At 36.4% G+C, this 25,558-nt stretch carries 27 protein-coding genes and 1 pseudogene; 16 read left to right on the forward strand and 12 right to left on the reverse strand.

Annotated features, from left to right (window positions below; genetic code table 11):
- The first annotated feature begins 217 nt into the window (after window positions 1–217).
- From ACQKN2_RS04175 to ACQKN2_RS04195, 5 genes are all read left to right on the forward strand, one after another.
- Window positions 218–1,129 (forward strand): ABC transporter ATP-binding protein, encoded by a 912-nt coding sequence (locus ACQKN2_RS04175; RefSeq protein WP_427413825.1) that lies wholly within the window; start codon window positions 218–220, stop codon window positions 1,127–1,129.
- Entirely contained in the window at window positions 1,126–1,836 is a 711-nt protein-coding gene (locus ACQKN2_RS04180) for an ABC transporter permease (protein WP_427413826.1), read from the forward strand. Before ACQKN2_RS04175 ends, ACQKN2_RS04180 begins: the two co-directional genes overlap by 4 nt.
- Entirely contained in the window at window positions 1,837–2,574 is a 738-nt protein-coding gene (locus ACQKN2_RS04185) for an ABC transporter permease (protein WP_427413827.1), read from the forward strand.
- Between the two features lie 68 nt (window positions 2,575–2,642).
- Window positions 2,643–3,905, forward strand: a complete 1,263-nt coding sequence (locus ACQKN2_RS04190; RefSeq protein ID WP_427413828.1) for an erythromycin esterase family protein — start codon at window positions 2,643–2,645, stop codon at window positions 3,903–3,905.
- A 773-nt stretch (window positions 3,906–4,678) separates the two neighbouring features.
- Window positions 4,679–4,837 (forward strand): DUF1540 domain-containing protein, encoded by a 159-nt coding sequence (locus ACQKN2_RS04195; protein WP_082172635.1) that lies wholly within the window; start codon window positions 4,679–4,681, stop codon window positions 4,835–4,837.
- A 46-nt stretch (window positions 4,838–4,883) separates the two neighbouring features.
- Here the strand turns inward: ACQKN2_RS04195 and ACQKN2_RS04200 are convergent, their stop codons facing one another.
- From ACQKN2_RS04200 to ACQKN2_RS04210, 3 genes are all read right to left on the reverse strand, one after another.
- The gene (locus ACQKN2_RS04200) at window positions 4,884–5,129 is read right to left on the reverse strand and encodes a group-specific protein (protein ID WP_323647896.1); all 246 of its coding nucleotides are present in this window, start codon (window positions 5,127–5,129) and stop codon (window positions 4,884–4,886) included.
- Window positions 5,130–5,333: 204 nt separating this feature from the next.
- A complete protein-coding gene (locus tag ACQKN2_RS04205) occupies window positions 5,334–6,428 on the reverse strand; it encodes a sensor histidine kinase (RefSeq protein ID WP_427413829.1) in 1,095 nt (364 codons plus the stop codon).
- On the reverse strand, window positions 6,419–7,144 hold the full coding sequence (locus ACQKN2_RS04210) for a response regulator transcription factor (protein ID WP_427413830.1): 726 nt from the start codon (window positions 7,142–7,144) through the stop codon (window positions 6,419–6,421). Before ACQKN2_RS04210 ends, ACQKN2_RS04205 begins: the two co-directional genes overlap by 10 nt.
- A gap of 157 nt (window positions 7,145–7,301) precedes the next feature.
- Between ACQKN2_RS04210 and ACQKN2_RS04215 the strand changes: the two genes are divergently transcribed.
- The 6 genes and pseudogenes from ACQKN2_RS04215 to ACQKN2_RS04240 all read left to right on the forward strand — a co-directional run bounded on the left by ACQKN2_RS04215 (window position 7,302) and on the right by ACQKN2_RS04240 (window position 12,269).
- Window positions 7,302–8,225: an ABC transporter ATP-binding protein gene (locus ACQKN2_RS04215; protein WP_427413831.1), complete on the forward strand. Its 924-nt coding sequence runs from the start codon at window positions 7,302–7,304 to the stop codon at window positions 8,223–8,225.
- Complete coding sequence (locus tag ACQKN2_RS04220; protein WP_427413832.1) at window positions 8,218–8,916, forward strand: ABC transporter permease; 699 nt, start codon at window positions 8,218–8,220, stop codon at window positions 8,914–8,916. The genes ACQKN2_RS04215 and ACQKN2_RS04220 overlap by 8 nt, the downstream gene beginning before the upstream one ends.
- 419 nt (window positions 8,917–9,335) lie before the next feature.
- Window positions 9,336–10,208, forward strand: coding sequence for a DUF4097 family beta strand repeat-containing protein (locus tag ACQKN2_RS04225; protein ID WP_427413833.1), 873 nt, complete (start codon window positions 9,336–9,338; stop codon window positions 10,206–10,208).
- 29 nt (window positions 10,209–10,237) lie between these two features.
- Window positions 10,238–10,894, forward strand: a complete 657-nt coding sequence (locus ACQKN2_RS04230; RefSeq protein WP_427413834.1) for an AAA family ATPase — start codon at window positions 10,238–10,240, stop codon at window positions 10,892–10,894.
- Between the two features lie 9 nt (window positions 10,895–10,903).
- Complete coding sequence (locus tag ACQKN2_RS04235) at window positions 10,904–11,446, forward strand: histidine phosphatase family protein (RefSeq protein ID WP_427413835.1); 543 nt, start codon at window positions 10,904–10,906, stop codon at window positions 11,444–11,446.
- A gap of 164 nt (window positions 11,447–11,610) precedes the next feature.
- Window positions 11,611–12,269: pseudogene (locus tag ACQKN2_RS04240) on the forward strand (uridine kinase family protein).
- Window positions 12,270–12,325: 56 nt separating this feature from the next.
- On the opposite strand, the gene ACQKN2_RS04245 reads toward ACQKN2_RS04240, so the two are convergent.
- Both ACQKN2_RS04245 and ACQKN2_RS04250 read right to left on the reverse strand, forming a co-directional pair.
- Window positions 12,326–12,967, reverse strand: coding sequence for an SIMPL domain-containing protein (locus tag ACQKN2_RS04245; RefSeq protein ID WP_427413836.1), 642 nt, complete (start codon window positions 12,965–12,967; stop codon window positions 12,326–12,328).
- Between the two features lie 123 nt (window positions 12,968–13,090).
- Window positions 13,091–13,393, reverse strand: coding sequence for a YunC family protein (locus tag ACQKN2_RS04250; RefSeq protein ID WP_427413837.1), 303 nt, complete (start codon window positions 13,391–13,393; stop codon window positions 13,091–13,093).
- Window positions 13,394–14,002: 609 nt separating this feature from the next.
- On the opposite strand from ACQKN2_RS04250, the gene ACQKN2_RS04255 reads away from it, so the two are divergent.
- Window positions 14,003–14,740 carry a polysaccharide deacetylase family protein gene (locus ACQKN2_RS04255; RefSeq protein ID WP_427413838.1) on the forward strand — a complete coding sequence of 246 codons (738 nt, stop codon included), beginning with the start codon at window positions 14,003–14,005 and terminating at the stop codon, window positions 14,738–14,740.
- A 79-nt stretch (window positions 14,741–14,819) separates the two neighbouring features.
- Here ACQKN2_RS04255 and ACQKN2_RS04260 read toward each other — a convergent pair whose 3' ends face one another.
- Entirely contained in the window at window positions 14,820–15,077 is a 258-nt protein-coding gene (locus tag ACQKN2_RS04260) for a hypothetical protein (RefSeq protein WP_427413839.1), read from the reverse strand.
- A gap of 108 nt (window positions 15,078–15,185) precedes the next feature.
- On the opposite strand from ACQKN2_RS04260, the gene ACQKN2_RS04265 reads away from it, so the two are divergent.
- Window positions 15,186–15,977 carry a DUF2268 domain-containing protein gene (locus tag ACQKN2_RS04265; RefSeq protein WP_427413840.1) on the forward strand — a complete coding sequence of 264 codons (792 nt, stop codon included), beginning with the start codon at window positions 15,186–15,188 and terminating at the stop codon, window positions 15,975–15,977.
- Between the two features lie 338 nt (window positions 15,978–16,315).
- Here ACQKN2_RS04265 and ACQKN2_RS04270 read toward each other — a convergent pair whose 3' ends face one another.
- The 3 genes from ACQKN2_RS04270 to ACQKN2_RS04280 all read right to left on the reverse strand — a co-directional run bounded on the left by ACQKN2_RS04270 (window position 16,316) and on the right by ACQKN2_RS04280 (window position 20,045).
- Window positions 16,316–17,638 carry a CitMHS family transporter gene (locus tag ACQKN2_RS04270; protein ID WP_427413841.1) on the reverse strand — a complete coding sequence of 441 codons (1,323 nt, stop codon included), beginning with the start codon at window positions 17,636–17,638 and terminating at the stop codon, window positions 16,316–16,318.
- Window positions 17,639–17,743: 105 nt separating this feature from the next.
- A complete protein-coding gene (locus ACQKN2_RS04275; protein WP_427413842.1) occupies window positions 17,744–18,457 on the reverse strand; it encodes a response regulator in 714 nt (237 codons plus the stop codon).
- Window positions 18,426–20,045 carry an ATP-binding protein gene (locus tag ACQKN2_RS04280; protein ID WP_427413843.1) on the reverse strand — a complete coding sequence of 540 codons (1,620 nt, stop codon included), beginning with the start codon at window positions 20,043–20,045 and terminating at the stop codon, window positions 18,426–18,428. The genes ACQKN2_RS04275 and ACQKN2_RS04280 overlap by 32 nt, the downstream gene beginning before the upstream one ends.
- A 220-nt stretch (window positions 20,046–20,265) precedes the next feature.
- Here ACQKN2_RS04280 and ACQKN2_RS04285 point away from each other — a divergent pair, with 220 nt between their 5' ends.
- Complete coding sequence (locus ACQKN2_RS04285; protein WP_427413844.1) at window positions 20,266–20,778, forward strand: DNA-deoxyinosine glycosylase; 513 nt, start codon at window positions 20,266–20,268, stop codon at window positions 20,776–20,778.
- A 77-nt stretch (window positions 20,779–20,855) separates the two neighbouring features.
- Here ACQKN2_RS04285 and ACQKN2_RS04290 read toward each other — a convergent pair whose 3' ends face one another.
- Window positions 20,856–21,716, reverse strand: coding sequence for an endo alpha-1,4 polygalactosaminidase (locus tag ACQKN2_RS04290; protein ID WP_427413845.1), 861 nt, complete (start codon window positions 21,714–21,716; stop codon window positions 20,856–20,858).
- 160 nt (window positions 21,717–21,876) lie between these two features.
- Here ACQKN2_RS04290 and ACQKN2_RS04295 point away from each other — a divergent pair, with 160 nt between their 5' ends.
- Both ACQKN2_RS04295 and ACQKN2_RS04300 read left to right on the forward strand, forming a co-directional pair.
- A complete protein-coding gene (locus ACQKN2_RS04295; RefSeq protein ID WP_427413846.1) occupies window positions 21,877–22,383 on the forward strand; it encodes a transporter in 507 nt (168 codons plus the stop codon).
- Window positions 22,384–22,679: 296 nt separating this feature from the next.
- Window positions 22,680–23,513, forward strand: a complete 834-nt coding sequence (locus tag ACQKN2_RS04300) for a hypothetical protein (RefSeq protein ID WP_427413847.1) — start codon at window positions 22,680–22,682, stop codon at window positions 23,511–23,513.
- Window positions 23,514–23,996: 483 nt separating this feature from the next.
- Here ACQKN2_RS04300 and ACQKN2_RS04305 read toward each other — a convergent pair whose 3' ends face one another.
- Together ACQKN2_RS04305 and ACQKN2_RS04310 are read right to left on the reverse strand one after the other, a co-directional pair.
- Window positions 23,997–24,488 carry an SRPBCC family protein gene (locus tag ACQKN2_RS04305; RefSeq protein WP_427413848.1) on the reverse strand — a complete coding sequence of 164 codons (492 nt, stop codon included), beginning with the start codon at window positions 24,486–24,488 and terminating at the stop codon, window positions 23,997–23,999.
- 116 nt (window positions 24,489–24,604) lie between these two features.
- On the reverse strand, window positions 24,605–25,357 hold the full coding sequence (locus ACQKN2_RS04310) for a sulfite exporter TauE/SafE family protein (protein ID WP_427413951.1): 753 nt from the start codon (window positions 25,355–25,357) through the stop codon (window positions 24,605–24,607).
- Between the last annotated feature and the right edge of the window lie 201 nt (window positions 25,358–25,558).

The raw sequence follows: 25,558 nt of genomic DNA on the forward strand, positions 1-25,558 counted from the left end.
TTCGTGAAGCATGTTAAGGCATGCTTCATTTTCGTACTTAGAGTGATTGTCTAAATAGTATGTCAGCAAAGCTTATGGTTTTGATTCATACTCCATACAGACTCCGTGGGAAATCAACCCACGTTATGATAAAGTGCCTTTTTTTAAACAAAATTTAACCTTGGACCTTACCTGTTTTTAACCTTCATTACTTATGATAATTACAGAGGTGAGGACAATGGAATATATCGTACAAACAGAAAACTTATCAAAGAGCTTTGCTAAAGAGCAAGCTGTATCAAATATAAATTTACAAATACGTAAAGGTGAAATATATGGATTTTTAGGACCGAATGGAGCGGGAAAAACGACGACGATTCGTATGCTTCTTGGTCTAATGAAGCCATCTTCCGGGACCGTTAAAATCTTCCAAAAAGATTTAACGAAGGAACGAATTAATATTTTAGCAAAGGTTGGTTCATTAGTAGAGAACCCTTCCTATTATCCACATTTAACCGCCTATGAAAATTTAGAAGCGTTAAGAAAAATTTTAGGTGTACCGAAATCCCGTATCGATGAAGTGTTAGAAATTGTTCGTTTGAAGGATGCCGCAGATAAAAAAGTAAAGGGCTTTTCTCTTGGGATGAAGCAGCGTTTAGGTATAGCTGCATCGTTGTTACATAATCCTGAATTACTTATTTTAGATGAACCAACGAATGGTCTTGATCCATCTGGTATTATCGAAATTCGTAATTTGATTAAACGATTGCCTTCAGAGTATGGAATGACGATTATTATTTCAAGCCATCTATTATCTGAAATTGATCAAATGGCTACGCAAGTAGGAATTGTGACAAAGGGGAAAATGATTTTCCAAGATTCAATTGAAGCAATGCGTAGATTTGCCCAGCCAAAGGTAGTCATTAAAGTGAGTGACGGTGAAAAGGGTTGGCGTTCATTAGTAGCAAATGGCATTAAGGCAGAACATAAGGATGACCTCATTTTATTTGATGAATGTTCAGATGACAAGGTAGCACACATTGTACAAATCCTTGTACAAGAAGGCATTTCGGTTTACCGAGTAGAGGAAGAGAAGCGATCATTAGAGGAGATTTTCCTTCAAATGACAACAGGAGAGCAAGCGCTATGATAGGAAAACTGTTAACCTCTGACTTTTTGAAAATTAAACGCAAAGGATTATGGTTTTTAACAGCTTTAGGACCAATAGGTGTTGTTGCTCTACAAATGGTAAATTACGGTGTAAGGAAGGACTATTTGTTAGAGCAAAGCGAGGACGATTGGGGCTACTATTTATTAAATGTTCATTCATTTACACCACTTGCTATCGTTTTAGGGATTGCTATTTTAACTTCATTTATAGCGAGCATTGAAAATGAAACGAACGCGTGGAAGCAATTAATTGCACTACCGGTGTCTAAATTAACGGTGTATTTATCAAAGTTCACTGTTCTAGCGATTTTACTGTTCTTGTCTTCCACGATATTAATGTTAATGACACTGGCTTACGGAATCTTTTTAGATTTGGGCGATAGCACACCATATATGGAAATTGCTAAATTTGCTTATTATCCATTTTTTGCAGCGTTGCCAATATTAGCACTTCAGCTTTGGATTGCAAGCGTTTGTCATAATCAGGGGATCCCAATTACAGTAGGTATTTTCGGCGTGATTTTTGCGTATTCCTCCTTTGTATTGCCTGATTGGATGATCTGGAAATGGCCATCTTTAATGAATCAATGGGATGAGCCCGTTATAAATGTCATGCTTGGAATCAGCATCGGTATTTTGCTGTATATTATCGGAATGATAGATTTCGCTAGAAGGGATGTAAAGTAAATGTGGTCTATACTGAGCGCTGAATGGTTTAAACTGCGAAAATCTAAAATGGTGCCAATCATTTTAGCAGGGCCGATAATCGGACTTTTTATCGGATTAACATCAAATTTAGAATCTAATACGCAAGGTCTTGATGTGAATCCGTGGTACATTTCTTTGTTTTCAATGAATTTAACATATGCATTATTGTTTCTACCTTTAATTGCAGGGGTATTAGCAAGTCTTATTTGTAGATATGAGCATCAATCTGGAGGTTGGAAACAGCTTTTAGCTTTACCGGTGACAAGAGGAAAAGTATTTGTAGCTAAGTATGTATTAATTATGCTTCTTGTGTTGGGGATGCAGTTATTGTATTTATGTTCTATATTTGCTGTAGGCATGATAAAGGGCTATACAGATCCTTTCCCGATGGAGATTGTTTGGAAGAGCATTATCGGAGGATGGGTAGCGACATTGCCATTAGTGGCTTTGCAGTTGTGGATGTCTGTCATGTTTAAAAGCTTTGCTGCCCCATTTGCAGTTAATGTAATTTTTACTTTACCTTCTATATTAGCAATCAATTCAAAAACTATCGGACCCTACTATCCATGGGCTCAACCATTCTCAATGATGTATATAGTCGACAATACGGATGATGTATTCTTCGTACCTTGGGATCAATTACTAACAGTTGTAGGCGGAGGATTCTTACTGTTTTTCCTCGGAGGATATTTATATTTCCAACGAAAAGCTGTATAAAGTGTGGGATTTATTTCATTCTGCTGACGTGGAATAACTTTTTAATAAATAAAGGGAGGTTTTTTTAAATGGTACTTGTTAAAAGGAGTTTTTTGTTAATTTCAACAATATTTCTTGTGTTTGTTTTAGCGGGATGGGGAAAGGTAGAGGCTGTTAAGGATGCTTCAAAATATACATCCGCGGTTGAAAATATTGATATTCCAAATGACGTGAAAGTAATTGGTTTTGGAGAAGCAACACATGGTAACGTTGAATTCCAAACTTTAAAGAAGGATGTATTTCAAGCTCTAATAAAAAATGAAAATGTTCGTGTTTTTGTGTTAGAAGGTGATTTTGGTGGTGCTCAGCAAATTAATCAGTTTATTTTAAATGGTACTGGCACAGCTGAGGAAGCGGTAAAAGCTTTGGATTATGGTATCTATAAAACAGAGCAAATGATTGAGTTTGTTCAGTGGATGCATGATTACAACATGACTGCCAATGAGAAAGATAAAATTTATTTTTACGGGAACGATATGCAACGCTATGATTATAGTAAAAAAGGGTTACTAGACTATTACGAAGTGGTCAATAGTGAAGGTGCTAAGAAATATAAGGCACAGCTAAAAGATGCGACGAATAAAACAATGAGAGATTTATCTAGTAGTCAGCTAGAGGAACTTGACAAAAATATGGATGCAATCATAAAGGATTTGCAAACAAATAAAGGTTCTTATGAAAAGCAATCGTCGAAAGAAGCTTATTTACTTGCTGCTCAATATGCGCAAATTATGAAGCAGCGAACACAATTATTTTTAAGTGATGGTAATTATGCGAATCTTCGTGATGAATATTTAGCGAAAAACTTACAATGGATCGTTGATTTTGAAGCGGCTCAAGGTCATGATAAAGTACTGATGTCTGCTCATAATGGACATATAGAGAAAACTTCAGCGAATCTAGCAGGGTACAAATCTATGGGCCAATACTTAGACGAAGTGTATAAAGATGCATACTTTGCTATTGGGACTGACTTTGTTAACAATACGTTTCAGGCACAAAATGGGTCTGGCGTAAGAAAAGAGTATACAGTTAAGCACCATAATGCATTAATAGATGCTTTCAGCGAAGTGAAGGAAAATATATTCTATGTAGACTTTAAAAAAGCTAATGAATCTAAGGATTTAGCTGATATCTTAGCAAAAAAACAAAGAATGGGTAATATCGGAGATGACTTTAGTGTTTGGTATAAGTTTATGAAGATGCTTTATACAATTGATATGACACCTGCTAAGGCATATGATGGCATTATAATTGTGCAAGAGGCAACACCAACAAAGGTTATTGAATAACGTGGAGGAAAACTATTGTGACAATGAAATTAAAGAATGACTCTTACGGCACAACGAGTAGTTGATTTCCATTCCGACTGGGCGCTTTCCTGGGGGCGTCCGATGAGCCGCTTCACTCGCGGTGCTCGCTCCAGGGTCTCATCTGTGACGCTAATCCCCAAGGAGTCGCCCAATCTCCACTCCAATCAACCACTACTTAGCATGTATTTATTTAGATGTCACTCTAATTTATAGTAATAAAACAATACTTCAGCAACAATGGATTGTCTGTGCAAAGCGACAGCAATAATTGCTTTTATATTCGAAGATATAATAGCAACAACAAGAGATACAATTGCATCACTGTTGTAAATCTATTCTGTTCAAATAGAGTGAGCTGTCATAGCGTTCACTTTTGAAATGCGTAAAATTTATAAAAGTTCTATTATTGTTGATTGGAGTGGAAGGCTACTCGACTCCCGTGGGAAAGCGAGACAGGCGAGACCCTGCACGGAGCGAATGTTTTCCGTGCGAAAGCGTAGTGCTAACGTAGCGACAGCAACGTAGCGGAGGAAGCGGCTCGACGCTCGCCCACAGGAAAGCGAGTAGCCTGGAACGGAAATCACTCTCATTTAGAGAGCCACAACATTCACACAGATTTCTTTGACCATTTTGTTTTTCAACACTATGAAATCGTTTAGATGATGTATATTTCCGTTTATTACACCTTCTATAAATAAGTATTAAAATACCTCAATTTTGTTAATGATAACAAAAGAGGAGGTGTGGAAACGATGGCACAAGAGATTCTTTGTGAAGTCAATAACTGTACATTTTGGAACTCTGGAAACAGATGTGGTGCAGAAAAAATTTATGTTGTAAGTCAAAAGGGACAGCAGGCATCTAATAGTGAAGAAACAGATTGCAAAACATTTAATCCTGAAACACATTAAATGTTTTAAGGGTAACCATCTATACGGTTACCCTTTTCCTATATCTTTATAAATAGACATTCACTTTTTCTTTGTTAAACAAAAGCGCATGAGCATTTTTCACTTTTTCTTCTACATAATCTAATGAATATTTTCCATAGGAATCTGTTAAATCACCAATTGCACGAGATAAATTATCAATAACAGGAATCAATGTTTCTAAGCGTGTAAGTTCTTCACCTTTATGCATTTCATCAGTAATTTCATGAGCAAGATGTTGAATCTTTCTTAGTCGCAATTTTTCAGATTGCATGAAATCCTCCTTATGAACCGATTTATGATGCTTAAATATATGTCAAACCATATAATTTCATGAATGATTCCGATGGGCCATCAAATTGATCGGGTTCACTGAAGAAGTAATCGGGTAGCCCCAAAAGTGATCGAATCCGCCGAAGAACTGTCAAGTCCAACAACCGACAGCTCAGGCAAAATCCAAAAGTGTTCAATTCCCATATTATTTTTTAGGCAATGTAATAATAAACGTTGTTCCATTAGAAGGTTCGCTCTGTACGGAGATAGTGCCTTTATGAGCTTGAACGAGTTTATAAACGATCGCCATTCCCAATCCAGTACCTTCAGAAGAAGAATCTGTTGTAGTTCCACGATAGTATTGTTGGAATATGTTGTCCATCATGTGTTGAGACATCCCTACACCGTTGTCCACAATGTGGATTTCTACATGCTCTACTCTATCAAAAATCTGTGTATAAATATTTGTGTTAGATGGATTGTGGATAATGGAATTCATAAGAATGTTTTGAAATATGCGTTGCATGAATTTCGTATCAAAGTCAATGTTTATAACAGTTGTATTAGTTTTAAAGTGCAAGATATAGTCATTTGCCTGTGGATTGTTGCTGATAGTAGCAACGATTCTTTTTGTAAAATCCACGATATCCTGATTGGTTTTATGCAAGGGTAATTGACCGTCTGTATTATTAAACTGAATGACAAGACTTAAATCTTGAATAAGTTCCTCCATATGCTTGCCTTTATCTGCAATTTCTTGAATAAAAGAACGAGCTTCATCCTTAGACCAATCGTATTGTTCGTTTAATAATAGAGTAGAGTAGCCTGTAATATACGTTAATGGTGTTTTTAAATCATGCGAAATACCGGCAATCCATTCTTGTTTTGCTTGTTCAACCTTTTCACGTTCTGTTTCAGCAGCTTTTAATTTTTCTGATAAGGATTGTAGATGTTGAAGTACCTCTTGATATAACATGTAACGCATACGGAGCTTTCCTTTACGGGTATAGATTTTAGAAAGTCCCGCAGGCTGTGTGTAGTTTTCTTGTGATAGCTGATGAATCCAAGACATGATAAATCCAAGAGGACCTCCAAAATACCACCCAAATACGGCAATACAAACAATAGTACTAAACCCAAAAATCCATACTACGATTAAACTCTCATACTCTTCACTAACAGATTTTTTAATGAGTGGAAGAATACCCTCGAGCCCGATAACAATACAAATACCACTCAAAAGCATCCACAGAATAATCCCCATTGCAAGATGTAACGTAAATCGAGTGTTTATTCGCATTGTGAATCCTCTTTTGGTGGAATGAATTTATAGCCAATACCCCTTAAATTCACAATAATTTTAGGCTTACGCGTATCATCCCCAAGTTTTTTCCTTAGCTTTGAAATATGAATCGTTACGGTTTTCTCCTCGCCATATACATCATTTCCCCACACGAATTCATAGAGCTGTGACGTTGTAAAAATACGATTTGGATTTTTACAAAAGAAATGTAGTAGCTCTAATTCTTTAGCTGTACACTCGACAAGTTGATTGTTAACGATTAATGTTGCAGATTCAGGATTAAGAGCAAAATAACCGAAATCAAATTTTGTATGCTGCTGTTGCTGAGAACGCTCATACATTTTTTGACGTCGAAGGATGACCTTTATTCGAGCGACGACCTCTAACGGATTAAAAGGTTTCGTAATATAATCATCTCCGCCAATACCCAATCCCGTTAATTTATCAAAATCAGTAGAGCGAGCACTAACAAAAATAATTGGGGTGTTTGTATGCTTACGTATTTCTGTGCAAAGTTCAAAGCCACTTATATCTGGTAGCATAATATCAAGCAAAATAATATCGTATTGATTTTCTTTTACAAGTTGTAGTGTGCTTTTACCCGCTGAGGCAGTATCAATATGTATAAAGTTTTCTTTTCGTAACGTAATTTCTAATAATTTTAATATACCAATCTCGTCATCTACGATTAGGATTTTTTCAACGGTTTCCAATTTTATCCCTCATTTCAATTTCATCATAACAGCTTCTGATCTTTATATCCTTACTCTCCTGAAAAAATTACTGTCATTTTCCATCGAGTTTACTTTGATTTTACTTTCACTTAGTAAGCTTAATGTAACGAATTCAAAATGATAAGGAGTAAATAACATGGAAAACGTTATTCAGATACATCAATTAAGTAAGAACTTCAAAGGAGTCGAAACCGTCTCGAACGTCGATATGAACGTTAAGAGAGGCGAAATCTATGGGTTTTTAGGTCCGAATGGGGCTGGAAAAACGACGATTATGAAGATGATTTTAAATTTAGTAAAACCGACTTCAGGTGAAATAAAAATATTGAACCAATCCATTTCTACTACTTCATATCAATACTTGAGCAAAATAGGCAGTATTATCGAGTACCCGGAATTTTACGAAAGACTGTCGGCTAAAGAAAATTTAGAGCTTCACTGTGAGTATATTGGGGTTTATGAAAAAGGGGCCGCTGAGGAGGCACTAGAGATAGTAGGGCTCAATGGTGTTGAACATAAAAAAATACACGAATTTTCGCTTGGGATGAAGCAAAGGTTAGGCATTGCGCGGGCAATTATCACGAAACCTGAAATTCTAATTCTTGATGAGCCGATTAATGGTCTCGATCCTATAGGCATTAAAGATATACGCGAGCTTTTATTGCTTTTAAAAGAAGAGCATGGAATCACTATATTGATATCAAGTCATATTGTATCAGAAATTGAATCAATAGCAGATACAATTGGCATCCTTCATCATGGGAAATTATTGAAAGAGGTAAGGATGGAGGATATTCGAAAAGAGAACATGGAGTATCTGGAGATTAAAATAGACGATGTGAAAAAAGCAATTCATGTGCTAGAGAACAAGTTAGGTATTCGGAAATATGAAATTGCGAATCAATATTGTATTCGAATTTTTGAACAGAACGTTTCTCAATCACAGATTAATAAAGAACTTATTTTAAATAATATTGCTGTTAATGGCATTGAAAAACAGCAACAACATTTAGAAGAGTATTTCCTAAATCTTATTAACGGAGGGAATCAAATTGCTTAAACTATTAAGACTTGAATGGAAAAAGAATCGTATATCTAGTTATTTTAAAGGAGTAATCATTTGTATTGTTGGAATTTTTGCGGCAGTTGCACTTATGGCTGTTGGTTCCGGGGATGAACAGATGTTTCTGGATTATACAGATTTTATATCTTTAACAAATATTTTAATTCGCATTGTCTTTATCATTTTCTCGAGTGTAATTCTATCTAGTTTAGTTATAGATGAATATAAAAATAAAACAGTTCGATTATTATTTACGTATCCATTAAAAAGGAAAAAAATTATTCTTGCTAAGCTATCTCTAGTATTCGGATTTTGTTTCTTTAGCATTATTATTGCGACCTTTATGGTTAATATCGCTGTATATTTTACAAATCCTATGATGGGTTTGTTTGAAACACCTGTTGAGATACAAGAGATGGTAGCCACAATTCCGTCTATCTTTATCAATGCTTTTATGATGGCTGGGGTCAGCTTAATACCTTTGTACTTCGGCATGCGAAAAAAATCCACAGCATCAACAATTACATCAGCTGTCTTAATTGGATTTCTTATTAATGCAACAGTTTCAAATGGGGACACATCTGCCAGTTTATTTCAATTTATCATGGTTCCAATAATAATGTGTCTATTAGGGCTTATTATCGGCTATCTGTCCTATTATAAAGTCGACAAAGTAGATTTAATTTAACTTCTTTCAGCGGGTGTCCAAACACCCGCTGAATAAGAGGAACTCATTCTAAAATCTCCACGTCCTGTGGCAACGACTGAGTGACCAACATCATGTTGTTGCTGTCGCTTCGCTTTCGCACAGAAAACATTTGTTGGCCCAAAGCCTCCGGCGGATGTTACGGAATTGGAAAGGAGTTCTTAGGGGATGTTAGCCTAAAATCATCGCATCCATGCGATAACGGCTAACTGACCTGCATCGGTAAAAACGCCACATCCTGTGGCATTACCGAAATGACCGACATCGTGTCGGCCCTCGTGCAGGCCTAGGCACAAAGCCGATTCCGAACGCAATTATGCCGAGGCATAATTGATAATCTTCTTTCAGCAAAAACTGGAATAGATTCGAGGCATAATTGAAATGAGAAAAGAGGATGTAAAGTGAAAAAAGCGATCATAGCTTTGATATTCGTTATTGCGATAGGAGGAATTTTATTCACTCTTAACATAAACGGAGAAAAAAGCATTAATGAAGAACAATCCTTTGATGTTAAGGAAATTGAAGAACTAGAACTAAACATAGAGTCTTGGAATATAGCATTAGAAAATACAGAATCTAAAAAAATAACAATTGAAGTTGAAGGTAAGCAACAAGAAAATCCGGAAAACAATCCTGTTGAAATTAAGAAAGACGGAAATAAAGTAAAGGTACTTCAACAAGACACTGAAGAAGGAGTTATGAAAAATTTTAGCTTTGGAAAAAAGGGTACTATTCACATTTCTGTTCCTAAAAATGCTGTGAATAAGATTGCATTAAAAAACAGCTATGGAGATATCAAAATTAACAACATTGAAACAGAAGAACTATCGGTTTCAACGGATTCTGGCTCTAAAACCATTAAGGGACTATCGGCTGATAAAGGGACAATCACATCAAAAGATGGTGAGTTGAGTATCGTAGACAGTACCTTAAACGAATTAATAATAGCTGCTACAAATGGTGATAGCTATATGACTAGAGTCAACAGTCCAAAAACGAAAATTACTTCGACTAGCGGTGAAGTTTTTATGAAAGAAATCAGCGAAGGAAAAGCACTATTTGTAGGGACTGCTTCAGGGGATATTACAATATCATACAAAGAGGCACCGAAATCATTAGAGCTTATAGCGAACAGCGAATCATCCGATATAAGCATTAATTTAGAAGGTTATCAGAAAGAAAAAAATACGGAAAAATTAAAGAAGGGTAAGATTGGTGATGCGTCGAACGAATTGGAACTAATTAGCAAAGGGGGTATAATAACCGTAAAATAAAAACTTATAATCTGTGAGGTTAATGAAAAATGTTAAGACGAGAACTTGTTTCAAAATTAGCAGATCATATTGTAGATTTACAACTTCACCATCCAATTAGAGTAGCGATTAGTGGAATAACAGCTTCAGGGAAAACGACTCTTGCTAATGAACTTGCTGAAGAGCTTCGTCGAAGAAAAAAGGAAGTAGTACGAACAAGCATTGATAATTTTCATCATCCAAGAGTGATTCGTTATAGACAAGGAAAGGATTCAGCAATCGGGTATTACGAAGATGCACACGATTATCAAGCATTTAAGGAAAAATTGCTAATTCCTTTAGGAGAAACAGGAAATCGTCAGTATCAGACAATTTCATTAGATTTAGAAAAAGATGACTATGTAAACCCTGAACAACAACTTGCAAAAGACGATACCATTTTTATTATTGATGGAACATTCCTATTAAAAAAGGAGCTAGTTCAATTTTTTGACTATAAAATTATGGTTCAAACAGATTTTGAGATAGCTAGAAAAAGAGGAGCAAAGCGGGAGACGACTGCATTCGGAAGCTATGAAAGTGCAGAGACTATGTTCCTTAACAGGTATCATGCTGCATCAAGTCTATATTTAAAAGAACATGAGCCGCAACAAAATGCAGATATTGTGGTTAATAACAATGATGTAGGTTCTCCATATTTTCTCTAGGAGGTTTATATGGTTAAACATATTTATGTCATTAGACATTGCGAAGCCCGAGGACAATCGGCGGATGCTTCTTTAACAGAACATGGCTTTCATCAGGCTGAAATTTTAGCCGATTTTTTCACTGACAAAAAAATTGACCGAATTATTACAAGTCCCTTTTTACGAGCGATTCAAACTATAGAACCGCTGAGTACAAGGGGGAATATAAATATTGAAATTGACGAACGTCTTTCAGAACGCATTTTAAGTACAAGAGATTTACCGGATTGGTATGAAAAGTTGCAAGCGACTTTTACAGATATGAATTTGAAATTTGATAGTGGAGAGTCAAGTAAAGAAGCGATGGAACGTATCGTTAATGTTGTTAAGGGGATTTTCCAAAGTGACGTCAAACGTACAATTGTCGTTAGTCATGGAAATATAATTACTTTACTTTTGAAACATTATAATAATGATGTTGACTTTCAATTTTGGACACATCTAAGTAACCCAGATGTTTTTCAGCTAAGTGTTAAAGATCATGAAGTGACTTTAGAACGTATATGGGAATGATAAAGATTTAAACATCTCGTATATAAGTTGATTGGAGGAAAGCGCCTAGTCGGAACGGCAAATAAGCTGGCGTTAGGTGATGAGCTAAATTTAGAGCTGTAAAATTAATTTGAATAGAATTTTATGTAAGCGTATTTAAAGGACGCAGTAGCGGGGGGAGAAAGATGGATAATTTATTGCAAGAGATCGTAACTTGGGTCAACAAGGAAGATAAACCAACTGTTATCGGCATTTCTGGACATGGTGCTGCAGGAAAAACAACGTTCGCCAATAAGCTTATTAGCCTGTTTAAACCAAGATGTAGTGAATTATATTAATACAGACCCGTATATTGTTAGTTCGGATATACGAAAGCATACAATTATCGACTATACTTATCGAAACGAACAGCATCATTTTAAAATGACTGCTTGCCATCCTGCGGCACATCATTTGCCTTCTTTGGAAAGAGATATTCAAATGGTTAGAGAAGGTCTCGATTTATTGACAATAGATACACATTATATGAAGAGTGTATTAATTCCTTCAAAAACTAAGGTAACAATTGTAGAGGGAATGAGTGTGGCATTTATTAATCCAAAATTATTTGATTTGAAAATTTATTTTTATACAGATAATGATACGGAAATTAAGAGAAGGTCGGGCCGTGATGTACTTGAAAGGGGAGCCGATATCAATTATTTAATGCAGTCGCATGAAGAGCGTAGAATTCAATATGAATTGTTTATGCATTCGTATAGTCAGCATTTTGATATCATTTTAAAAACCTCTGATGAAGTAATATGTTTAGAAAAAAAATACATTTGAATTTAATTATAGATAGTCTCTGCAAGCTGCAATGACTTTAAGAGCCTTCGTGGTATTAGGTAGAAGGCTCATTTAATATTGAAACTTTACTCGGACAGTCGCATTAATAGTAATTTGACCTTGTTCTATAGGTGTAGAAATGGTGGAATCAACCGTCGCCATTGATCTATACAGGACAGGTCCAGTTTCATGTTCCTCAATGATTTCGATTGGCTGGGGCTGGATGGGCAAATGCATAGTATCGGCAATTGTTTTCGCTTTCATTTGGGCATTATGAAGAGCTAAGCTGAGTGCCTGTTGGTAGTATGCATCCGTATTTTCAATGTTAAAATGTATAGAGGAAATGCGATTTGCACCATTTTTCACAGCTGTATCAATGACTGTACCAATCTGATTTGTATCAGTTACATTAACGGAAATGGCATTTGTTACTTCATAGCCATTAAAAACTTGTTTACCATTCTCGAAATCATAATGAGGTGCAATATTGTAGCTTGCAGTTTGAATATGTTCTTTTGAGATATGAAGAGCTAAAATGGATTGTATCACACGATTCATAATGATCGCATTTTCTTGCTGTGCATTTTGTACATTTTTCCCTTGTGTACTTACCTCTACTTGAAGCTGGGCATAGCCTGCTTTAGCCATTACTTTTCCGGTTCCGGTCACAACTATGACACGAGGAGTTTGCTGACTGACATTTGTATAATACATAGAAAACCACCTTTCAAAAGGCTCATACTATGCAAGATGAAAATCGTTCAATATGAATTTTATAATGGAGAAAAAGCGTCTAGGTTAATGCCTTGACGCTTTATTTATGCACAAAAATATTTGTTATACCATTTTTAATAAAGCCTCTACACCAGACATTCCTTCAGTAATACCAAGTTGATGCGCTTCATATGTCACGGATTCTAATGGAGCTGTCAATAGCTCATCAATTGTTTTCACGCCAACTGCCCGACCGGCAATAATTTTCCGATCTGCTAAGCGGTCATTTAATAGACCAACATCTAAAGCCCCACACATAATGTACCCCGTATCGTTTGAAATTGTTAGCAGCGTTGTTTTTGGTAATTGAACAACTATTGCAGTGAAAAAATGGCCTTTAATCATAATAGGCTCAATTGTTACCATCCGAAATCACTCCTTTTCTCTATATACATATGGCGATAGATAAAAAGGTGTTCGGCATTTTCATTAAAAATTATTTGTTACCTAAAACGACCGGTGTTTTCTCAATGGATACAATAGTTTTCCAAAATAAAAGAATCGACCCATTTCATATGAGTTGATTCTTCTTTTTATTTATTTTGTATAAGAAAGCATAGCTGTTTGTTTGAAATTCTTTAATGCAACTGTTGCCTCGTTTTTAGTTTTATACTCGAACATGCGATAAGTATTTTGTTCAAAAACTGTAATAATTCACATATGGAAAATCCCTTTTGTTGGTTGGTTTTTTTGTACTATAACAATCGGTAGAAAAATCGGTTTTCCCTCGCGTTGTTATATATCAGTCGTGTCTTTTATTTTACATCAATTAGTGAAAAAATAAAGTACTATGTGAGTGTTTTCACATTTCGTTCAAAATATAACAGGGAATTTATTAAATTTTTATGTATGAATAGATCTTTTTGAAAAAGTTAAAAGGGGAAAACAGCCAAACCTTCATAAGTATATTTCATTGTAATTCGCAAATAGTAAGTTGACGGAGTTATGTGAATTTGAACTTGGGAGGTGATGCTTATGACACGTAAATATGTTTTGGTTTTATCCCTTTGTTTTTTAATCATATCGGTATTTTTTACAGAGCTGACAGCCTATGCGGATAAAGGTCGACCTTATTATGAGGAGACAGGGGAAGTAGTGTGGGACATTAATACAAAAGACAAAATAATTGCGCTAACCTTTGACGATGGACCTCATCCAAAATATACGGCGGATATTTTAGATCTATTGGAAAAGTATGATGCAAAGGCGACGTTTTTTATTATTGGTAAAAATGCAGAAAAATATCCAGACCTTGTTTTACGATCTTATTCTGAAGGGCATGAGTTGGCCAATCATACGTATTCACATCCGTTTAAAGCTTCCGTAGCTGAATTACAGGCGCAACTACGTAAGACAAAGGAAATAATTTATAGTATTACTGGGTTCGCACCAATTTTGTTTCGTCCTGTAGGTGGTTATTATAATGATCAAATGATCAATGCCGCAGTTAAGGATGGATACAAAGTAGTTATGTGGTCTTGGCATCAGGATACTCAAGATTGGAAACAGCCTGGGGTTAACAAAATTGTACAAAAAGTGATGAAAGGATCGAAGCCTGGAGATGTTATCTTGTTCCATGATGGAGGCGGCAATCGCGCGCAGACTATTAAGGCACTGGAAAAAATCTTACCAGAACTGAAAAAACAGGGTTATACATTCGTCACAATATCCGAGTTGATTAAAAGCAAACAGCAACAAGAGCAAGTGCAATAAGAAAAATAAGCCATCTCATCAAATTGAAATGGCTTATTTTTTCTCCATGCAGCGGATAGTATAATTAGTCATTTCAATATTACCAAAATAATAGTGGTGCTAGGGCAATTCCGGTAACTACCCCAAGTGCGATTCCAACTCCAAAACCTGCTCCTGATCCTCCCCAACCCCAGTAACCTAAACCATAACCGCCAAATCGTCTATCAGGTTGAATCCACACCTGTCTTCTATCCACCCTAGTTATTTCTCCGTAATGTACTCTGCCACCTCGTTCTTCAATTCTTACACGTTTACCATGATATTGACAACAAAGATTATAAGTATTAGCTGGATTCACAAACTATCCCTCCTTTCGACTTCCTTACAAGCTAATATATGCGGTTGCGAACATTATCACTAGCCGATTGTCTACTTTAAACATAAGCTATAATAAGGGAGGGGATGTATGTCAGTAATACCAACATATGAGTGGCTCGATGAATTAATAGCTAGTCAAAGGCTTAATGATAGTAAGAACGTTGAGGACTTACAACGTTCTATTCTTTGCAGTCGTTTAGTAGAGATTTTTATTGGTGGATCTCCGGATGAAGTACAATTTGAATTACAGCAGCAGGGGCTTTTTCAGTCGCATGAAAAAATAGACATTAACAAGTTAAAAAAACAAAACGTTTGGGAAGTAATACAGAAGGAATTTATCTATTTAAAGGAGAGATGGAGTGGTCCAAATATACCAATCTATATCTTCCCGATCACGCAGGAGCAAACAATTACTAAGAAAAACGGTGTTGCCTATCCAAATGCGCTGTTTTTATATATAGGAGAGCTTGAAAAGCAGGAGCTTAAAGCGTTATTTGCACATGAGTATAATCATGTTTGTCGTCTGCAATATGTAAATAAATCTCTAGACGAAGTGACTTTGTTAGATTCTTTAATTTTAGAAGGTTTAGCAGAATGTGCAGTAGAGGAGATCTACGGGAATAAATGGTTAGCACCATGGTTGAGGTCCTACTCATTGGATAAGATGCTAGAAATTTGGAAGGGGCATTTTTTGCCTCAAATCAATATTCAAGGATTAAACAATCATGTTGAATTTTTATATGGTGGAAAGCTTCCTCAATGGATAGGGTATTGCATTGGTTATGAAATAGTAAGGGCCTATATAAAAAATCATTCATCCAATAAATTACATGTGAAAAGCTCGGAGGAAATACTTGCTGGCTCTGATTTTTCTTTATAAGACGATATCTATATAAAAATAGCCAGTTGCCGCTTCACTACTCGACAACTGGTACTATATTTCTATTTATATGAATTATCACCATAACGTGGAGTTGATTTCCGTTCCGGCTGGGCGCTTTCCTGGGGGCGTCCGATGAGCCGCTTGGGCCAACACGATGTTGGTCACGAAGGCGTTATCACAGGATGTGATGCTTTTAGCCTTCGTTCCTCTGCCCGCTCGCTCCAGGGTCTCATCTGTGACGCTAATCCCCGAGGAGTCGCCCAGCCTTCACTCCAATCAACTTATACACATGGCATTCGTTTTAACCAATATCATCACCAACATTCGGTGTTGAGTTAGATAGCAATAATTCCTAATGCTACAGCAATGAATAGTAAAGTAATGCTCAATCCCCACATCCAGAAGAAAGAGTATTTTAAGTGTTTCCCCATCTCTAAGCCTGATAAGCCTAAAGCTAACCAAACTGCAGGAGCAAGCGGCGATACAAATGTGCCTACAATATTACCAATAATCATGGCATAGGCAGTTGAAAGAGAATCAATATCGAAAGATAAGCCAATTTGTTCAACTACAGGGAATAAAGCGAAGTAATATGCATCCGTACTTAGTAATAAATCAAATGGTACCCCCAATACCCCGATAATGATATGTAAATAAGATGATAGGGCTGATGGTAAAATGTTTACAGCATTGTTAGCAATCGCAGTTAACATCCCGGTACCATTAAGTATGCCTAAGAATAGTCCAGCGGCAATGATGATAGACGCCATCGTTAAGGCATTCGGAGCATGTGCTCGTACACGTTCCATTTGTTCTTTAGGAGAACGATAGTTGATTGGCAGGGCGATGGCCACTCCAATTAAAAAAGCTAATCCTGCTGGTAAAATACCTGCAACTAAAATTCCGATAACAAGAACAGTAACAATTGCATTAATCCACAATAGTTTTGGTCGTTGTAAACTTGTGTCTACTTCTGATGAAACAACACCTTGTGTAATAGCGTGATCATCATTTGTGAAGTCCAGGGTACCGTATTGTTTCAGAATACGCTTCTTTTCTCTAAAACCAAGGAACACCGCTAAAGCTAACATTAAAACGACACCAATGATTTGAATAGTGATTAAAGGATACCAAAGTTCAGTTACATCTGTCTCTAAAACGGAAGCAACACGACCTAATGGACCACCCCAAGGAATCATATTAATAACGGCTGCTGCTCCTCCAACTAATAACAGCAAGAGATATGGATTCATCCGTAAACGTAAATATAAAGGCAATAATGCTGGGATTGTAATTAAAAATGTTGAAGCTCCAGAACCGTCTAGTTGCGCTACTACAGCAATGATCACTGTTATCACTGCAACGACAATAATGTTTCCTTTTGAAAGCGCAATCATTTTATTGATCAATGGCTCGAATAATCCTACATCCTGCATAATACCAAAGAAAATAATAGCGAAGATAAACATTACAGCTACGTTCATCACAGAGCTTAATCCGGAACTAAAGAATTCTCCCAATTCATCGAAGTTAAAGCCAGCTATAAATGCAGCTACGATAGGTGGTATAACCATTGCTACAAGTGGTGATACACGACCACTAATTAGTAGAGCAACAATAATAATAATAGTTAAAAATCCGATTATACTTAGACTCAAAAATATTTCCTCCCTTTGTGATTAATCATTCAGATTATTTAAAAAATATCACAGTGCTAAAGAGAGGAAAATAATATAATCATATGTTAAATAAATAACATACTATTAGTTTTGTTCATAAGTTTCATGATAGACATATTTTCGTTCAGGTCTGCCAACGGTCCCGTAAATTAGTTTTGTCTCTAAAAACTGCTCGCCAACTAAGTATTCTAAATAACGGCGAGCTGTTGAACGGCTAGAACCAATGAGTTCACTTAATTGGGAGGCTGTGAGCTCCTGGGTTTTGAGATCTTCAAAAATGCTTTTAACTATTTGTAATGTGTGCAAATCAATTCCTTTTACAAACGTTTCTTCATCTACTACCTTACTGTTTGATTCACTATAAAATAAAGAATCAAGGTCATTTTGAGTGACATTTTTGCTATTTTGAAATAAACGAAGTTCCTGCAAATATTTCTGAAATGCGCGTTGAAGTCGTTGTTGTTCAAATGGTTTAATCAAGTAATCTAAAATACCTAAGTCCAATACATCCCTTATTAAACTTACTTCAGTTGCTGCTGAGATTACGATAATTTTTATAGACGGATAGAGGTGACGTATATGGCTTACTAATGAGCTACCTTCAACATCCGGAATATATAAATCTGTTAATATAATTTCTGGTAAGCTAGAAGTCATCTCCAGCTTTTCGATTGTTTCTTTTCCAGTGCGTAAGTTTTCAGTGACAATAAAACCTTCTATATTATGAACATAATCGGCATGAATTTTTGCTACTCTAAAGTCATCTTCAATAATCCATACACTTTTTAATGTTGTCATTCTCAATGTCTCCTTTAGGAACTATAATCAAAAAACATGCTCCTGATAAATCACCGGAATCCAATAAAATTTCCCCATGTATCTCCTGAAGGGCTTTCTTGCTTATAGCAAGTCCATGTCCACGGTCTAATCCTTCTTTAGTAGATATACCCTTTTTAAAAATTTTATCGTAAATATTGTGATCAATACCTGGTCCATTATCTTGAATCTCAAATAAGTAATGATTTTTATAATTATTGATGGATAGTCGAATCACTTTATCTGAGGATTCCCAGCTTTTTAAAGTTTCAATAGCGTTTTGAAGTACATTACCAAGAGCTGTTAGGATAGCATCCTCTTGCTGTTTAGATAATTCAATAGATGAAGAAATTTCGTTTAGCTCGAGTTTAATCCCCAGTTCTACGGCTTCTGCAATTTTTCCCTGAATTAAGGCAAGTAAAAGCGGGGTTGTTATATTGCTATTTAAAAAAGCTTGATTTTTAAGTTGTAAGTTTCGTTCTTCTTTAATAAACTCAATTGCTTCGTTGTAATGTTTATGGACAAGTAAACCTAAAATGATATGAAGCTTATTAGCGAATTCATGAGTATAGGCCCGTTGAACATTCGCATACTGCTTCATCTGTTTTAATTCATCCGTGATTTTTTGGATATCTACTTTTTTTCTAAAGGTATATAACGAACCAATTTTCCTTTTCTTTTCAACTAAAGGCACTTTATTTAAAATGATAATATGCTCATCAAGTGGTAGCTCTAAATTATGAATGTTTTGCTCTGTAACAACTTTAGGTGTGAAAATATGTTCGATTTTTGTGCCCATCCAATCTGAGAGAGATTTATTGTGAGCCGAATCTAGCATTTCATAAGCACTCTTATTAATGGTAGTAATTTGATTAAAGTGATCGACAGCCAGTATACCCTCTGCTGTTGTTTCTAAAATGACCTTGTTTTGTTGATATAATTTAGCAATTTGAATAGGCTCCATATTAAACAATAACTTTTTAATATAAATGGAAATAGCTATGGCGCCTAATATGCCTATGAAAAGAATAATTACGGTGTATTTGATCCATTTGTGAATATAGCTTTCGATGATTGTGTCGATATTTTCTGTTAAAAAACCGACAGATACAACACCAATAATTTTATTGTCTAATAGGATAGGGGCTTTACCTCGAATCGATTCACCTAGTGACCCTATAGTTTTAGATATATAAGCTTGCCTATCTAGCAATGCGGCATCGTTATCTCCACCAACCATTTTTTCTCCAATTTTATCTTTTAAAGGATGTGAATAACGAATTCCTTCAGAATTTCCAACGACAATATATGCAGCGTCAATTTCTTTTCTTAAAGGTTCGACGATTGGCTGGATGATTTCACTTGGCTCTTCTTTATCGAATGCCGTAATGATCTCTTCCATAGATGCGAGGGTTTTTGCAATATTTAGTGCTTCCATCCCCATCTGTTTTTCTGTCGTATCGCGAATATGTTCTTGCAAAAAATACATAAACAGTCCACATATTAAAAGGATCAAGATACTTATTAAAAAAATCATTCTAGCTGTAAGAGACTGGAACCAACTTTTCATATTTCACCTCTATGTAGTTTGATGCTCATAATCAACATTTGTCTGATGATTAGTCTATCATAAATATCCAACAAATAGAGAAGGAGCCTTTCTTAGGAAAGTGCCGAGTCAGAACGGAAATCAACCCCATGGTATGGTGATAAGCTTTGATTTTTGGTACATGCTCTTCAATAACATTTGAGCAAATTTTTCGCTAAAATATAAGGAAGGGGTGATTGTCATGTCAAATGAACTTAAAAATGTACTACCACCGGTTATTGATTTGTCAACGAAGGTGCTAATTGTCGGCTCGATGCCAGGAAAGCAATCGTTAGAGAAGCAGCAATATTATGGTAACCCACGCAATCACTTTTGGCCGATTATTGGTGAAATAGTAGAAGTAGATGTACCTCAGGATTATGGAGAAAGATTAAAATTGCTAAAGAACCATCATATTGGTCTTTGGGATACAATAGAGTCGTGCGAGCGTAAAGGAAGCTTAGATGCGGCTATTCGTAATGAAAAACCGAATGATTTTAAAACGCTTTTTGCACACTATCCTCATATTGAGCTAGTGCTTTTTAATGGTGCAAAGGCATTCGAGGTTTTTAAAAAACATATCGGCCTTGAGGTTTTAGATGGTCGAGCATATCAAAAAATGCCTTCGACTAGCCCAATACCAGGTAAAAATATTAAATCTTTTGAAGAAAAGCTGGAGGATTGGCGAGTGATGCATCCTTATTTGCCTAGATAATTATATTAAAAACCCCCTCCGATTAGTGTTGCTTGACGGAGAGGATTGTAAGCATTATTTAACAGATGGGGGGACCATCACTGCCATGTGTTGTAGTAAGATCCTGCTGGGCTATAAAAGAATTTAAAATGGTATTTTTCAGCTAAGGCAAGACTTTTCTCTTCGTCGTTAAATCCGATTGTCATCACCTGAGTACCGAATTTTTCTCGGATCTGAACTAATTGCTGCATCCTATTCAACGCCCATTCATCTTCTCCGACTACATCATACGAAAAGTTTTCCCACATAACAAAATCGATATAGGGTGCTGTATAATCAGCTAATGTTTGAAAGCCCCAATTTTGAGCAACAGACAAGTCGTTATATTGCTGCTTTATGTTTTTTATAAAGGCAAGCATTGCTTCATTTTGCACGCCCTGTTCTTTTTCAGGTAAGTAGGACTCGATATTGCCAACAGTATCTAAAAACACACCATCCAACCCTCTTTGAACAATTTGTTTTTGAATTTCTTCTAGTAAAAGTGCTTGATAGTGTTCAGATGTCATATCCATTAAATACGAATCCCACTCAGAGAAATACATCTTTTCTCCGCGCTCGTCTTTATAAAAATCCTCTTCTTTTAATTGGCTATAGAACTCTAAATTCCATTTGTCTGCTTCCATTGCGTTAATATAGCCATAAATTAACGTTCCATTTTTTTGAGCCTGTTTAATATACTTCTGCTGCATTTCGATAGGCTCCACAATGACTAAATCTTCTTTAGCCATTTCCTTGCCAATCTTGTCGTTCCCTTTATCTAAATAATATTTGTACTTTTTAACAGCAGCTAGCCTGTCTTGAATACGTGTTGATTCTGCAGAAGAATTTGTAGAGTTGAAAAATAGCCAGATCCCAAAGGACAATAGAATTGTAGTAATTAGTAAAATTATTTTTCGCATAAGTACCCCTTTTCTTGGAAAACATACCTTTTATTATACGATATTGACCACGAATATACGAATGAAGTTTAGGACGACTAAATACAAGGCTAATAGGCAATTGCTCAACGGTTATTAGCCCTCTTACATATATTGAATTATGTAAAAGGAGGGGTTTAGCATGTATCCATATGAAGAAATTATGCCACTTCCAGAGCCTGGTTTCGAACCGTCATTCGGCCCGCCTGGTTTCGGCCCACCACCATCATTTAGACCACCTGGTGTTGGAACACCACCATCATTTAGACCACCTGGTGTTGGAACACCACCATCATTTGAACCGCCTGGTTTTGGTCCACCACCATCGTTTGGACCGCCTGGTTTTGGTCCGCCACCATCGTTCGGTCCACCTGGTTTTGGTCCGCCACCGGCAGGTCAAATGCCTCTTGGTCCACCACCTAGCTTTACGCCAGCACTTCCATCATTCGGAATAGGTACAAGTGGAATTCAATCATGCTTATTTAGAAATACGTTTATATGGATGTTTAATGGAGCAGCCTTTTGGTTCTTCCTAGTTGCTGTAGGAAGAGAGTTTATTTCAGGTTTCCGATGGAGTAACCGAAGTGGTTGGCGCTTCGAAACTATTGCAAGAAGAAATATTCGCTCATATGAATGTTCGAGATGGTAATTAAGCGTATATCTGCTCGTTCTTATTTAGATGCGGATAGTGGAAGTAGCTTGCTCAGTAATGGAACATAAACAAAGCTATGTGCATAAACTTATTTGTGGATGATATTTTTGCGACTAATCCTTCCAAAATACTTGGGGGGATTTTTTTATCTACCGAACTTACCTTCAAGGGAGTAAAATTAGAAAAAACACTTACCATTTTCTTGAGAAGGTAACAGAAAGTAGGTGGTAGCTTAAATAACAAAAAACTTCGGTTGATTATGGACAGGGAAAAGAAATATAGGGGGCAAGGCCATGAAAAAAATCCTTTTTACCTGCATGCTTTTAAGTTTCAGTATAGTGAGTGCATGCTCTGATAAAGAAGAAAAACCTAACGTGCCGAATAAACCACAAGAAGAACAACAAGCTAACGTGCCAAACAATTCACAAGAAGAGCAACAACAATCACATGAACATCAACAGGAACCGCCCAAAACAAATAAGGAAAACACAGTAGCATCTAATACTCAGGCTGGGGCACTTAAAAATATTAAGGACCAGCTTAAAACGAATTTACCGATAACTTTACCAAAAGGGCTTCCAATCACAAAAGGTACATTTTTAACTGCAACAACGAAGGCTGAAGCTAACCAAGTTGAAATAGTATTTTTGGAAAGCAAAGAGCATTTATCCATCAATGATAGTAAACTAAAACAACCAGATAGAGCGACGGTTATTGCTCGGCTTTCCGTGCAGCAATATGAAAGTACAGACGAAGCGAATGAGCAAATTTCCTTTGAGAACTATAGCCAAAATGGTGGCCAAAAGGTTGATCTTGGATACAACATTAAAGGTTATCAGGATGCAGGTGTTGGCTCTTTATGGACTGGTTGGAATGAGGGGAGATGGGCAATAGCGACACATACAAGAACAGAAAACCCGGAGGCGGGTGTGAAGCTTGCTAAGCAGGCAGTACAATTTTTAGAAACACATATGCTGCCTATTCCGAAGCAAAATGGCTTTGCTCGTTTAGATGTTTATGAATCAGGGAATTTAATCGTATGGCAGGAGGGCAAACTTGTCTATACGCTGGATTCAATTAAGGATCCGCTAAAAGCACTTGAAATTGCTACAGCTTTTTATCATTAATAAAAACAAAGTGGTTAAGGAAAGCTATGCGATTTTTGTGGCCCTTTAAATGAGGGTGATTTCCGTTCAGAGCTACTCGCTTTTGCAATGAAAAACATTGCCGCTAACACGCCGCTCCATCACTATAAATTAGAGTGACATGCTAGAAGATACATGTTAAGTTATATGGTTGATCTTCGTTACGACTGGGCGACTCCTCGGGGATCAGCAATAGAGGAACGAAGGCTAATACCATCACATCCTGTGATAACGCCTTCGTGACCAACATCGTGTTGGCCCGAGACCCTGGAGCGTAGCGGGTAGGGGAACGAAGGCTAAAAGCATCACGTCCTGTGATAACGCCTTCGTGACCAACATCCTGTTGCCCCGACGCCCCCAGGAAAGCGCCCAGTCGGAACGGAAATCAGCCCCTCGTTTTGCTGAAGAGAGCCATACTTTAATATGACACCTTAATTTCATAGACATAATAGTGTTCATTTATGCTTAAATCTTTTCAACGTCATCTACAAGTTGCTTATACTCTGCAAACCACTTTTGCCATTCTTCTATTGGGAATTCTCCATGTACCGTTCCATTTAATAAATCCGAAAGCAGGCCTAAGCATACATGCCACCCGGCTAAATCTTTAGGTGTATGCTCAGTTAGCTCACCAATCGATTCAAGTAATACTAATAGGGAACCGTTGCTAGTGGGGGAGAGTTCAAATCTGACTGTATCTTTGCCCCAATCAAATTCGAGCACTTCCTTCTCAACATAGTCTGTAATTGTTATTTCCATATAAGTATCTGTTCCATCATTCATATTAAAATGCATTTTACCGTTTTTTCGAAGATCAATAATTTCTAAATTATTCATCCATTTTTGAAGCTTTCCATTCTCCGTTAATACAGCCCAAACAGCATCAACTGAATGTGACAGCGGACGGTTGAATTTTACGATATAGCTATTTTGTTGTTTCTGAATAGTAGCTTGCATGGATATCCTCCTTATAACTTTACCTCATCATAGACTGCATGAAATAGTCTTGTCACGCCTTCTTTTATTTTATTCTTCTTTAAATGTCCATATCCGAAAATAATTCGATTAAGTAGTTAAATTATTTTTATTGCTACTTGTATAAGTAGTAATGAAATGATAATTATTAGTAGTATTTTAGCTGTCTTTATCGGAACTTTCGGTAGAATAAAAAGTCCGAGTTGAGAGCCGATAATGGAGCCTATTGCCATCGCAATTGCATAATGCCATTGAATAAAGCCAGTTTGGTAAAATACTATAAATGCCCCTGTGCAACTTCCGAAAATAAGTACACGTGTGAGCTGTACGGCCTTTATGTAAGTGTAATGATAGCGTAAAAAATGTAGTATGCTGAAGGTTGAAGAGCCAGGTCCAAAGCCGCCATCATAAACCGCGATTAAAAATGGCTGCCATAATTTATTGTTGTGTGTAGTGTCAGCTTCTTCTGAGCTAATAGTCCATTCTTTATTTTTTAACGTTATTAATAAGGCAAAAATAAGTAGAATACATGCAATAATATTCATTGTTTTCTCTGAGATGGATACTGTTAGGAGTGCTCCACATACGCCTCCAGCAATGGCTACAGCAACATATTTCATAATAGATGCTAGACGAAGCTCCTTATGATAAAGAAGATAAAAGATACTCGACAATGCTGCAATGCCCGATGAAAACTTATTCGTAGCAATGCTTGTTTGAATAGGTATGCCAACAAGCATCATAGCGGGGATTGTAATTAGTCCAGCACCCCCAGCGAGGGTACCGATAAAGGCAGCGATAATTCCGATAATGACGAGTGTCAGTGAAAGCTTCGTATAAATAAGCCCCATTACAATGGCAAAGGCCACAATCAAAATAAAAGGTTTTTTCATAAGCGTCTCCTTTAACGTTGTTAGTTAAAGAGTATTGCTAAATTATTTATAAATCTAATATATTATTTTTCATTTTATATAAATAAAATTAATAAATATAATCGGTACAAAGTACGATCGCTGATGCAGGTCATGATATTTTTTCGTGAAGCACCTAAG

Origin of the sequence: Lysinibacillus sp. NPDC093688, assembly GCF_050280145.1 — a bacterium.
GTDB lineage: Bacteria > Bacillota > Bacilli > Bacillales_A > Planococcaceae > Lysinibacillus > Lysinibacillus xylanilyticus_B.